The organism is Mycoplasma sp. 246B (genome assembly GCF_054353935.1).
This window is the reverse complement of record NZ_JBTHHM010000010.1, coordinates 15,813-28,392: the sequence shown is the minus strand read 5'-3', so window position 1 is coordinate 28,392 and position 12,580 is coordinate 15,813. Positions and strand designations below refer to the sequence as shown.

At 27.6% G+C, this 12,580-nt stretch carries 14 protein-coding genes and 1 other RNA gene; 5 read left to right on the top strand and 10 right to left on the bottom strand.

All coding sequences use genetic code 4. The features are described from left to right. On the top strand, positions 1-755 hold a 755-nt coding region (locus tag ACXYRR_RS03670), incomplete at its 5' end, for a DDE-type integrase/transposase/recombinase (protein WP_458598031.1). Positions 756-851: 96 nt separating this feature from the next. On the opposite strand, the gene eno is transcribed toward ACXYRR_RS03670, so the two are convergent. After that, positions 852-2,213 (bottom strand): phosphopyruvate hydratase, encoded by a 1,362-nt coding sequence (gene eno / locus ACXYRR_RS03665; RefSeq protein ID WP_458598029.1) that lies wholly within the window; start codon positions 2,211-2,213, stop codon positions 852-854. 269 nt (positions 2,214-2,482) lie between these two features. Here eno and ACXYRR_RS03660 point away from each other — a divergent pair, with 269 nt between their 5' ends. Together ACXYRR_RS03660 and ACXYRR_RS03655 are read left to right on the top strand one after the other, a co-directional pair. Continuing rightward, entirely contained in the window at positions 2,483-4,480 is a 1,998-nt protein-coding gene (locus ACXYRR_RS03660; RefSeq protein ID WP_458598027.1) for a S8 family serine peptidase, read from the top strand. A 1-nt stretch (position 4,481) separates the two neighbouring features. Further along, positions 4,482-5,246: a hypothetical protein gene (locus ACXYRR_RS03655; protein ID WP_458598025.1), complete on the top strand. Its 765-nt coding sequence runs from the start codon at positions 4,482-4,484 to the stop codon at positions 5,244-5,246. A gap of 42 nt (positions 5,247-5,288) precedes the next feature. Here ACXYRR_RS03655 and ACXYRR_RS03650 read toward each other — a convergent pair whose 3' ends face one another. After that, entirely contained in the window at positions 5,289-5,849 is a 561-nt protein-coding gene (locus tag ACXYRR_RS03650) for a hypothetical protein (protein WP_458598023.1), read from the bottom strand. A gap of 70 nt (positions 5,850-5,919) precedes the next feature. On the opposite strand from ACXYRR_RS03650, the gene ffs reads away from it, so the two are divergent. Together ffs and ACXYRR_RS03640 are read left to right on the top strand one after the other, a co-directional pair. Further along, positions 5,920-6,016: signal recognition particle sRNA small type (ffs, locus tag ACXYRR_RS03645), an RNA gene on the top strand. A 7-nt stretch (positions 6,017-6,023) separates the two neighbouring features. Beyond that, the gene (locus ACXYRR_RS03640) at positions 6,024-6,503 is read left to right on the top strand and encodes an NUDIX hydrolase (protein ID WP_458598021.1); all 480 of its coding nucleotides are present in this window, start codon (positions 6,024-6,026) and stop codon (positions 6,501-6,503) included. Positions 6,504-6,541: 38 nt separating this feature from the next. Here ACXYRR_RS03640 and ACXYRR_RS03635 read toward each other — a convergent pair whose 3' ends face one another. The 8 genes from ACXYRR_RS03635 to ACXYRR_RS03600 all read right to left on the bottom strand — a co-directional run bounded on the left by ACXYRR_RS03635 (position 6,542) and on the right by ACXYRR_RS03600 (position 12,424). Then, positions 6,542-7,333 (bottom strand): alpha/beta fold hydrolase, encoded by a 792-nt coding sequence (locus ACXYRR_RS03635; protein ID WP_458598019.1) that lies wholly within the window; start codon positions 7,331-7,333, stop codon positions 6,542-6,544. A gap of 61 nt (positions 7,334-7,394) precedes the next feature. After that, positions 7,395-8,207 (bottom strand): DUF5378 family protein, encoded by an 813-nt coding sequence (locus tag ACXYRR_RS03630; RefSeq protein ID WP_458598017.1) that lies wholly within the window; start codon positions 8,205-8,207, stop codon positions 7,395-7,397. Positions 8,208-8,289: 82 nt separating this feature from the next. Continuing rightward, a complete protein-coding gene (rplS, locus tag ACXYRR_RS03625; protein WP_458598016.1) occupies positions 8,290-8,640 on the bottom strand; it encodes a 50S ribosomal protein L19 in 351 nt (116 codons plus the stop codon). Next, positions 8,630-9,313, bottom strand: coding sequence for a tRNA (guanosine(37)-N1)-methyltransferase TrmD (gene trmD / locus ACXYRR_RS03620; RefSeq protein ID WP_458598014.1), 684 nt, complete (start codon positions 9,311-9,313; stop codon positions 8,630-8,632). The genes rplS and trmD overlap by 11 nt, the downstream gene beginning before the upstream one ends. Position 9,314: 1 nt before the next feature. After that, positions 9,315-9,551 (bottom strand): 30S ribosomal protein S16, encoded by a 237-nt coding sequence (gene rpsP / locus ACXYRR_RS03615; protein WP_435129610.1) that lies wholly within the window; start codon positions 9,549-9,551, stop codon positions 9,315-9,317. 145 nt (positions 9,552-9,696) lie between these two features. Further along, positions 9,697-10,722, bottom strand: a complete 1,026-nt coding sequence (locus ACXYRR_RS03610) for an energy-coupling factor transporter transmembrane component T family protein (protein WP_435129613.1) — start codon at positions 10,720-10,722, stop codon at positions 9,697-9,699. After that, on the bottom strand, positions 10,722-11,633 hold the full coding sequence (locus tag ACXYRR_RS03605) for an energy-coupling factor transporter ATPase (protein ID WP_458598011.1): 912 nt from the start codon (positions 11,631-11,633) through the stop codon (positions 10,722-10,724). Before ACXYRR_RS03605 ends, ACXYRR_RS03610 begins: the two co-directional genes overlap by 1 nt. After that, positions 11,624-12,424, bottom strand: a complete 801-nt coding sequence (locus ACXYRR_RS03600) for an energy-coupling factor transporter ATPase (protein ID WP_458598010.1) — start codon at positions 12,422-12,424, stop codon at positions 11,624-11,626. The genes ACXYRR_RS03605 and ACXYRR_RS03600 overlap by 10 nt, the downstream gene beginning before the upstream one ends. Between the last annotated feature and the right edge of the window lie 156 nt (positions 12,425-12,580).

The following is a 12,580-nucleotide window of genomic DNA, read 5'->3' as shown; positions in this document are numbered from 1 at the left end:
AAGAAAAATACGAGCAGTACAGAGAAATAATCCTGAAAGTTTTTTACGAAAACAAGCAAGTTTATGGTCGTGTAAAAATGTCTATTGTATTAAGAGAAAAATACGGAATATACATAAATTACAGGACTTTAGGAAGAATAATGAAATATTTAAATATAAAATCTTTTGTTCGTAATAAGAAAAAAGTTCGTGAAAAAAAGAATACAAATTTTCAAAAAGAAGATCTAGTTAAAAGAGATTTTAATGATAAAGATTCTAGAGGAATCATCGCTACTGACGTAACATATATCCCTGCTCCTGCTGACCTAAAACCTTTCCAAAACCATATATTTTTATCTGCAATTATTGAACATAAAACTAAAAGGATTTTAGGATATTCAATATCCACCAAAAACAACTTAGAACTTGTTATTGATAACTTTAAAAATATTAAAGATTTTAATCGTGATTCTTTTATAATCCATTCTGATCATGGATATCAATATACTTCAAAATACTATATTGATATGATAGAAAGAAAGAATGGAAAAGTTTCATTTTCAAGAGTTTGTAATTCTTTGGATAATAGAGAAATAGAGTATTGATTTTCTTGCTTAAAATCTGAATGACTAAAAAAGGTTGATTATTCAAAAATTACTTTCGTTGAATTAAAAAAACTAATACACCAATACATAATTTGATATAATACAAAACGAATTCAATCTCTTTTAGATTGAAAATCACCTCAGCAATATGCCGAGATGATACAATGTTAATTTTCTGTTAATTTTTATGTCCTTGTTTAATTTTCTTTCTTTGTTTAAAATAAGCATTCATTTTATAAAAATATTTTTTATCTTTCATAAAATAAATTATTTTTTAATATTATAAAAAGAATTAATACCTTTAAAAGTTGCTGTATTTCCTAGTTCTTCTTCGATTGCTAATAATCGATTATATTTAGCAATTCTGTCTGTTCTAGACATTGATCCGGTTTTAATTTGTCCTGTATTCATAGCAACCGCTATATCTGCAATAGTGCTATCTTCGGTTTCCCCTGAACGGTGAGATACAACAGCAGTCATATTTGCTTTTTGAGCCATTTGGATAGCATCAAAAGTTTCTGTTAATGAACCAATTTGGTTTACTTTAATTAAAATAGAGTTCATTGACTTTTCTTCAATAGCACGTTTAAGAATTTCAGTATTTGTAACAGTTAAATCATCACCTACAATTTGAACCTTATTTCCTATTTCAGCAGTAAGTTTTTTAAATCCTGCTCAATCGCTTTCTGCTAATCCATCTTCTATAGAAATAATAGGGTATTTTGAAACAAGAGATTCAAGGTATTTAATCATTTCATCAGTTGTATAAGTTAATTTAACATCATTTAAGTGTTCAAAACCAGGTTTTTTAGATTCGATTGCTTCTTTAAGTTTTCCGAAAGTATATACACCATCTCTGTATAATTCTGATGAAGCACAATCCATTGCGATTGCAACAGCGTTTTCTCCGGATGTAGCTGGTTGATATCCAGCAAGTTTAATAGCTTCAACTAAAAAATCTAAGGCTTCTTCGTGAGATTTAAAGTTTGGAGCAAATCCACCTTCATCACCTACTTGAACACCGTGTCCGTTTTTCTTAAGTAATTTAGCTAAGTTATGGAAAACAAAGTTTGCCATTTGTAGTGCTTGACGTAAAGATTTAGCACCTACTGGCATAATCATAAATTCTTGGAAATCAAGGGTATTAGAAGCATGTTCACCACCATTGATAACATTTAACATAGGAAGGGGTAATTGGTGTGCATTAAAACCTCCTAGGTATTTATAAAGTGGTAATTGTAATTCATCTGCAGCTGCACGAGCAACAGCTAATGAAACACCTAAGATAGCATTAGCACCTAATTTAGATTTAGTTGGTGTTCCATCTAAAATAATCATTCTTTGATCAATTAAACGTTGCTCAGTAACTTCAATACCTTCAATAGCAGGAGCAATAATTTGGTTAACATGATCAACAGCTAACATAACTCCTTTTCCACCGAATCAATTTTTTTCATACTTAGAACCTTTATCTCTTAGTTCTAAAGCTTCTCTTGAACCAGTTGAAGCTCCCGAAGGAACCATTGCTGAACCAAATCCACCTAATTCAGTTGTAACTTCTACTTGAACAGTAGGATTTCCTCGAGAATCCAACACTTCACGTGCATGTATTTTTTTAATTGCTGACATTTATGTCTCCTCTAAAATGTTATATAAATTATGTTATTTCATATTTTATAAATATTAAATATTTAAAAAATTATATAACATATTTTTTTAATAAATAATAAAATATGTAGGAAGCAAGGATTGTGTGTTTTCACAAATTTTGCAGATATCAAAAAGAAAATATGTTTTTAATAAAAATTTCTGGTATTAATATTTCTTTTTATGTAAAATAATTTTGTAAGAAATTAAATAAGTAATTTGATTCTTACAAAATTACTAAAAGGAGATATATGAAAATTAAACATAAAAAAATATTTTTATTTAGCGGTGTTTTTATTACATCAGTTATAGGTATAGCTACCTTAACAGTTACAAGCATATCAAAAAAAGAAGAAAAACCTTGATATTTAGAATATCAAAACAAAAAATTAGAGATTCGCATAAATAAAAACGGACAACTGTTTAATTCTGTGAGAAATGTACCTATAAATAACGATTACGAATTAAAATTACTATTAAATTATGAAGAAAAAAATTCTATTCACGAAGAAAGTTGAGTAGAACAAAAAAACCAAGAATTTATTAATAAAATACAAAATTCTGGTGTTTTATTTAAAAAACATCAAATAAGTTCAATGATGCCTATTGTTTGATTTTATTTTGATAATGAAAATCAAAGAGAAAACTTTATTAAAAATATAATAGACAAAAAAGAAATTTTTAAAGGAATTGTATTTCCTAACGAAATTCAAAACAAAAAATTATCCGACACTAATAAAACAAATGAAGAAGATGTATATTATTTAGTAAATAAATATCCAGATATATCAAAAAATGTAGAATTTGTTGATTTTAAAAAGCAAAGAGACAAAGAGGATAATCGATACTACAATAATATTGGTAATGTAGGAGTTATAGAAGTTAACGGAATGTTAGATGAAAGAAAGCTTGATGGTTTTCTAAGATATGGTATAGAGTGAAATAACATTTCAAACTCAAAATTATCACATCACCCAAACGAGGTAGCAAATATAGTTGCAGGTACACATGGTTATGATAGATATTCAAAAGTTTTCTATTCTACATACTTTTATGATTCAGAATGACAAAAAGCAATCGAATGAATGGTTAAAAATAAAAGAGTAAGGGTTATAAATCATAGTTACGGAGCAGGGCCAAACAATAAAAGAAAGGATTATAGTGAAATCAATCTTTTTCTAGATTATATATCAAGAAAATATGGTGTTGTAAATATTTTTGCTTCAGGTAATGGAAACAATAAAAACGGAATAGAAAATGAATGAATAAATTGAAAATCTCTTTCATTTAATAACTTAGTTGTAGGAGCATTAGATTATTACCATTGATCAAAAGATCCAAAAGACTCAATAGCACCATACTCAAATTATCTTCTTCCAGACAATTATAATTCACTTGCAAAACCTAATGTAGTTGCTCCTGGATATTTATATGAAAGAAAACAACTTAATCAATTTGGAGAAAAAAAGGATATTTGAGTTGATGGAACGAGTTTTGCAACACCTATTGTTACAGGACTTGTTTCAACATTGTTAAGAGAAAGAAACTTTTTGGATAAGGATAAAATCAGATTGCAATCAATAAAAGCGATTATAGGTGCTTCATCCAGAACTCCAAAAGTAAATAATCTTAATTATAAACCAAATGGATATTCTAAAAAATACGGGTCTGGTATTGTAGATTTTGAAAATATGTTAGAAGCAGCAGATAATTTAGTAACTAAGGAAGTTTCAAAATCTGATAGTGATTTTGTTTTATCAACAAGAGAGTTTTATGTTCAAAAAGACAAAAAAATTAAAGGAGCAAGCTCTTGGTTGTTTAATGCAGGTTTATTAAAGGCACCAGAAAATTTACCTACATATAATGCAAATGTGAATTGATGATGATTTTTAGGTGTTTTAGGAGGTGTTATTGCTAATTCAGTTGAAGGAGCAAGATTAGCAAAAGAAAAGGTAAAATGGCATGAAACCCATATAGATGAAGATAGATTGAATCTAAAAACAATAAATCAAAAACAAAACGATAAATTATTTTCTGATTATGATTTATATTTAGAAAAAAAAGATAGTTTTGGGAAGTGAACTGTTGTAAAAAGCATCACATCGATTAATTCTAATGATGAGATTTTAGAATATATAACACCAGAATCTGGGATATATAGACTAAAAGTGAAAAAATATTCTGATGCACTGTTTGATAATTCGATTAATGATAGTTTAGCAATGACATATACAGTTCAAGAAAGATAGTATGAAAAAACTAAAGAAATGATTTTTTCCTTTTTCGTTTAGTTTAGGTTTATTAACTGCTTCTTGTACTTCCTCATCTCTTGACTCTAATAAAAAAGAAATAAAAGATTATGAGATATCAGATATAACAAAATTTAAATCTCTTATTTCTAAATATAATAAAGATAATAATATCCAAACAATTTATGATCCTTATTTTACTTACTTTTGATCAGGTAATACAGAAAATAAAGGAAAGTTTAAATATATCTTTGATCATAAATATGAATTAATTACCTCAGAGCAAGAGTTAGACGAAAAATTTCTAAACAAATTTAGTCTAGAGACAGTAAGGGCATTTGGCTGAAGAAATCACTTACAAACAAACTTGAAAATAAACTTAAATACATTAACACAACAACAGTTTCAACAAAAAAATAGAGAAAAATTCAAAGAAATTTATTTAAATAATGAAGATATTGATAAATTTTTCAAAACCAAAAATTTATTGATGTATGAAGGTTGAACACGGAGTCCTGCTATTGATGAAATAAGTCTTGTCGTCGATGATAAAAACAAAAATCAAATAAATTTACACTTTAATGTTGTAGATACAAGTGGTTTAGGAGTAAATTATGATATACCACTTTATAATATGATGTCGGAATTAAAAATGGATATAAAATACCTTGATAAAACAAAGACAATAACTATCAATCCAGAATTAAACAATGATCAAACAAAACAATTTTATGAGTATTTGAAAAATTTATATAAAGATGAATAATAGATACACAAAGAGAACATCTGTAAAAGGTGTTCTCTTTGTTTAAGACGATTGATTTTTGAAAGAATCGTAGTTTGAAAGAGAAAAGAAAAAATAATCTATTACTTTTTCTTTTAGTTGAGGTTTTTCTTCTATTTCCGAATAAAGAATATGATTTTTCAACTTAAGATTTGCAAATAATTTCTTAATCACTTTATTTAATTTTTCTTTTTTTGCACTATCAGAACTTCATTGAATTGCATTCATAACATTTTGATCTTTTCTGAAAGTGTTTACATTATCTTTTAAAATACTAATCAATTCAAGTCCTTGTTCTTTTGTTGTTGTTGCTTTAAAAAAGTAATCATAAAAAGAATTAAACTTTTTAGTAACCTTATCTAAGGTATCATATTCTTTGTCTAAGATTTGTTGATTGTTTGTAATGCTTTTGGGACTTAATTCACCTGTTCCCACACTAAGAGATAAAACTTTTTCTTCTTGTTTTACTAAAGCATATGAATGGATTTTTATATCTTTATCAATTATTCCTTTAACATCCGATTGGATATCATCAATATGTAATCATTTTGTTAAATATAAAGTAGGACGCCGGGGTGGTACCACCCCAGCGTCCTACTTTAAACTTTTAAAACATACTATTCCTTCCTTTGATTTTTGTATAAATTATATATAATATATTAGCCATCAGAACAATAACCCACTAACTTGGTCAGGGTAGAAATACAGCAGCCATATGAGGAAGTGTTGTGTCAGGTGGTTTTTTTGATAAGGAAAGTTATGTCAGATGTATTTTTTGAATTAGAAAACGGTGATCGTTTTAAATATCGTGTTGGGGTGATTATTCGTAAAGAGAATCAAATTTTAATAGCAAGTGATCCGTGGAATGGTTATTGATATTTACCAGGTGGGAAAGTTGCTATGCACGAAAGTATTGATGAAGCGGTTTTACGTGAAATCAAAGAAGAATTGAATATAAATGTTGTGAATATACATAAGCATTTTTTGATTGAGTCGTTTTATGTAAATAGTTTTAATTTAAAACGTTACCATGAATTATCTATAATTGTTTCAGCAATACCTGTTTCATTTGAAAAGATATCAAAACCAGAATTTACATTTGAAGAAAACGGAAATGTTTTTGCTTTTAAATGAATAGATATTGACAAACTTAAAGACATTAATTTCTTTCCCAGATTTTTGGTAGATCAACTAGATAATTTACCACAAGATATCAAAATAATTACTATCAGGCAATAATAGTTTAATATAAAAAGCACTGTATACAGTGCTTTTGGTTATTTCTTGTAAAAATCACTTATAATTTTAAAGTATTTATCAAAGCTTTCAAAATATAGCATATGACCAACTTTATTAAAAACTTCAATTTGGATATCTTTAACATTTTCCTTAAAATATTTGATGCAGTTTTCTCTATCAATAACAGCATCTTTTTCACCCAACATTAATAAGGTAGGAACATTAATTTTATTTAATCCTGCTTCAATTTGATTCATCAAATTTATATCTGGCAAACTGTGTCCGAGTTTTAAAATTGTAGGATTGTTATAAAGTCAAGGATTAAAGTTGTTTCTTTCATTTTCCATAAAATCTTTATTTTCAAATAGATTAGTTGGATCAAAATAGAGTGCTTTTAAGAAAACTTTATAATCATCAAAAGTTTTAGGAAAATATGTATCTAAATAGTCTTGTTTTTTAACTAATGATGATTTATTCATCGGAGCAACATAAATCATTTTTGAAAATAGTTCAGGTGCTTTTTTATAAGCAAGCGAAATAGTTCCACCTCCCATTGAATGGCCAATTAAAACTACATCTTTTAAATTATTTTGTTTGATAAATTTAATTAATAAATCAGAAAAACCGTTAACGCTAATTTCATCATTATTTTTTGCTTCTAATAAGTTGTTTCCTGGAAAAGAAATTGCATAATAATCACTTAGGGTTCATTTATCCATAAAAACATTATGAATTTCTGCTCTTGAGTTAAATCCATGTACAAAAATAATTGGGTTTTTAGGTTGGTTGTTATCTTTAAAAACATAAGGATAATCGTATTTTAAGTTCATATAACCTTTCTTTTATCTATTTATTAATAGATAAAATTATAACATCTAAAATTTATGTATTTTATATTTTTTGAAGTAAAATTTCTTGTTTTCTTTGTAGAAATTTTTGTCATTTTCTATAAAGAAAAACCTTAAAAAACACTAAAGAAGAAATTAAGAAAATAATGCTTATGTGAAATACTATTGCAATATATGGAATTGGAATAGGTACAATAGAGGCAATTGTGTAAAATTCTCCTCCATATTGTCAATCCTGATTTACTAAACCAGAGGCATTGTGTGTTATGTTAAGTTCAAAAATCATTATAGTAGTATATATAAGTTGAATAAGGAAGAATATATTTGTGTAAATTATATCTTTGTATTTATTATCGTGATAGGATATATAATAATATACTCCTATAACATATATAATAAAGTGCGACATAAAATAAAGTTTGTTTAATGATGTACCGATAAAAATATATCATAAATTTATTGATGCTTGTGGTTCAGTATAAGGAACAAAAATAACTGTTAAAAACCCACAAAGGGCTGCTGTCGGAGCGATATAAGAAATTATTTTATGGTTTTTTTCATTTATCAACAGGATGCTAATTATTAAATATAACATCGGACATATATCGAGTAAAAGTGATTTTGACAAAACAGTGCTTCGATAAAAATCATTGCTAGGTGCTGATGTAATTTCGGAAATTAAAGCAATATCTCTAAATCATCTTGCTGCAGCAAAGTATATTAATAATGTAATTCCGATGCTAATTTTTATCCATCTTTTTCTAAGTTTGTTTTTTGTCTTTTTGTTTATATACCAAGGTAAAAAAGCAAAAACAAAAGACAAAAACAAAATAAGTATTAAAAATCCATTTTTCATTTATTCCTAACTAATAAATTATATAAGTTTTATGCAAAAAGATAAAAAAACCACAGCGTGGTTTAAATGAGGATAGGATATTTTATCTTTTAATTTCTTTAAGACGAGCACTTTTACCTTTACGATCACGCATATAAAATAATCTTTTTCTACGAACTTTATTTGAACGTACTACTTCGATGTGTGCTATTAAAGGTGAGTGTACAGGGAATGTTCTTTCAACACCAATTCCATAAGAAATTTTTCTAACTGTAAATGATTCTCTTGTTCCTGATTCTTTTTTAGAAATTACTAAACCTTCAAAAACTTGGATACGTTCTTTTTCACCTTCGCGGATACGAACTGAAACACGAACATTATCACCTGTTTGAAAGTTTGGTAAATCATTACGCAACTGACTTTGTTCTACAATTTCTAATAATTTATTTCTCATTTTGAATCCTTTCAATGATATCGGGGCGATTTTTTAATGTTTTTTTATATTGCGCATTCCGTTTTCATTTATCAATTTCTTTATGATTACCATTAAACAAGACTTCAGGGACTTTCATACCCTTATATTCTCTTGGCCTGGTATATTGTGGGTAATCTAATAAACCTTGTCCTTGAAAAGAGTCATTAATATGTGATTCTGCTTTTATAACACCAGGTAGCAATCTAATTATACTATCAGCAATAACCATCGCTGGGAGTTCTCCACCTGTCAAAACATAATCACCTATTGATAATTCTAAGTCAACTAGTTCAACAACCCTTTCATCAAAACCTTCGTATCTACCTGCTATTAATGTAATTTGATCCTTTTTAGATAATTCATTTGCAATTTGTTGGTTAAAAGTTTTACCCTGTGGTGAAACTAAGATTTTATAACCACCACGATTCTTTAATGAATCTAATGCTAAATCAATTGGTTCAACTTGAAGCAAAAGACCGTGGCCACCGCCATAAATTTCATCGTCTACTTTACGGTGTTTGTCTTTACTGAAATTTCTAAAATCAATAACATTAATTTCAATAATATTATTCTGAATAGCTTTATGAATAATGCTTTCATGATAAAAAGGTGTGAAATAATTTGGAAACAAGGTTAAAAAATTGATTTTCATTTTATTTTGATACTTTGTGAGCTTTAAGTAGGTTCGCAACTGTGTCAGTAGGTTTTGCACCTTGATTTAATCATTTAACTGTAGCCTCTTTGTTTAAAACAAATTCCTTAGTCGATGGATTGTAGTGTCCTAATGCTTCAATAAATCTTCCATCACGTGGAGCTCTTGCATCAGCAGCAACAATTTTATATACTGGTTTGAATTTACTTCCCATACGTTTAAGTCTTATTTTTACCATTAATATCCTCCTTTGCTGTCAAGTAATTTTACTTGACACTTTAAAAATGTTGTATAAATTATAATAAAAAAATTTTTATAATCAAATTTAATTTAAAAATTCATTTAAGACTATATAAAAGACTTAAATGAATTTTGTTAATATATTAACCTACTACCCGTAAATCAAGATATCATTTTGGAAGTATATACTGACCTATTGAGAAGGTATTGTTAGCACCAAATTTAAAATCATAATTTTTAAAATAAATATAGTTAAAAATTATTATTATAGCTAATGCAATAAATGCCAATAAAACTAATATATCGATTCAAGTAGGTTTAATTTGTCGATATTTTGTCCGTTTTTCATATGGATCATAACCACGAGTTTCCATTGAGTTTGCTAAATCATCCGCTTTTTGAAAAGATGAAACAAATAAAGGGATAATTAAGGTGGTAAATGCGGTTATTTTTTCTTTTAAATTACCATTTTTAAAATCCACTCCACGTGAAGATTGAGCTTTTATAATTCTTTGCGATTCATCTACTAATGTTGGGATAAAACGCAAAGCGATCGAGATAATTGTAGCGATAATATGTGTTGGAATAAATAAGAATTTTAAAGGATAAATCAAATCTTCGATTGCTTTATTTAATAAAATAGGCCGTGTTGTGTTGGTAAGCAAAGATGTAATTAAAACCATTATGTAAATTCTTAAAAACAATGCTAAAGTTCTGTTGATAGAATTTAAAGAAACACCATATTGGATTTTCGCATTTTGTCCAAATGTTTTTACAAGTGTTGAATAATCAAAGTTAGTTCCTAAATAATATTGCTGTCAACTGATTGGGGTGGTAAAATCTGATTTAGATGTATAAAAACTTCAAAAAAGTTCATTATGATAGTGATCATTATAGACTGATTCAGAATTTATGATATATAAATTAACTAAGAAAATAACAACTGAAATAAAAATAGGTAGTTTAAGTAACTTAAATAAAGGTCTAATTTTTTTAGTAGATGCTAGATAAATAATTACCAAAGGAAGTAAAATAACAAATAAATCAATAAATGAACTAGCAATAAATACCATTATAATATATAAAACAGTTAAAAAAACCTTTATACGAGGATCGAAATTATAAAGAAAACCATTACCAGGGATATAACGACCAAAAATACTTTTCATTATTTATCCTCTCTTGATAAATTGATAAAATCAGCAAGTTCTTTTAATGATTTTACCTTAGGTACATCTAATCCGTTTTGTCTTAATTTAAAGACAAATTCGAGTAATTTGGGAGGCTGTAAATTGTTTTCTTTTAGAAAAAGAATATCATTTAAAACTTCATAAGGTTGTCCTTGTCGCACAAGTTTTCCGTCTTTTAAAACAACAACTTTACTTGCTCTTTCTAGGACATGGTCTAAATCATGTGTAACATTTATAATGGTTTTACCGCTTTGGTTGAGTTTGGTTAAAATATCCAAGATTTCTACCACACCCACAGGATCCAATCCAGCAGTAGGTTCATCAAAAACCATAAAATCAGGGTTCATTGCTAAGATACCAGCAATAGCAACGCGTCGTTTTTGTCCACCCGACAACTCAAAAGGACTGCGAGACAAATATTCTGAACCTAATCCTACCATTTCCAAACATTTTCTAGCTCTTTGATATGCTTCTTCTTTAGGTACACCATATGCAATAGGACCAAAAGCGATGTCATCTTTTATAGTATTTTTGAAAAGTTGGTATTCAGCAAACTGAAAAACTATCCCGATTTTCTTACGTATTTCTTTTAGGTTTTTAATTTTTCTTCGTTTTTGTGAATCGTTTATGATATGAAATTTTTCTGTATGGTAGTTTTTTAACTTTTTATTATATATATCAGTTGAAAAAGTTCATTCTACTGTTCCAAAAGAAGGTTTAAGTAAGCCATTTAGATGTTCAATTAAAGTAGTTTTACCTGAGCCAGTTGACCCGATAATACCTAAGTATTCACCATCAGCAACATCTAAGGAAACATCAGTGAGAGCAGTAAATTCTCAAGGAGTTCTTTTATTAAAAATATGTGTAATTTTGTTTGTTTTTACTTGCATATATTGTCTATTAACTCCTGTTCGTTATAGGTTGGATTAATTCCTTTAATAAGTTCGCTAAGTTTATAAATAAAAGGAGAATCGATTTTCGCTAAATCAATTATGTCTTTATTATTTAGTATTTCTTGTGGTGAGCCAAATGCCACTAATTCACCATTTGAAAAAACTAAACATTTATCAGCTAAAATTGCTTCATCCATATTATGTGTGATAGAAATTAAAGTTTTCTGCCTTGAATCGCGAATTTCTTTAATTAAATTTAAAACATCATGACGGCCCTTTGGATCAAGCATCGAAGTAACTTCATCAAAAATCATAACATCTGGATCTAATGCTAAAACCGAGGCGATTGCAACACGTTGTTTTTGCCCACCAGAAAGGTTTTCAGGTTCTCTTTCAAGATGATTTTGCATCCCAACACGTGTAGCACATTTTAAGATAATATCTTTCATTAATTTTGGATTAACACATCGATTTTCAAGTCCAAAAGCAATATCATCTTCAACAGAAGAACCGATAAACTGGTTATCAGGGTTTTGAAAAATAATACCTATTTTTTTGCGAACCTGAACTAGTGTAGTACGATGATATTCAATACCATCAATATAAACTGAACCTTGTTGCGGCTTAAGCAAACCGACCAAAATTTTAGAAAGGGTGCTTTTTCCACTCCCGTTATGACCTAAAACAGCTATATATTCACCTTTTATGATGTGAAAAGAAACATTTTTCAATGCAGGTTGTAAGATTCCAGGTTTATAACTAAAAACGATGTTATTAACTTTTATCATATATATATTTTAATAAAAAAGCAGGATTTAAAGAATTATTTTTATTTTTATGTTTTATAATAAATTATAAATATTTTAATTTTGTTTTATTAATTTGTATTTTAAAAATACTTAGCGACCTACAAAAAGAACTTGTGGAAAATTTCCACATTTAGA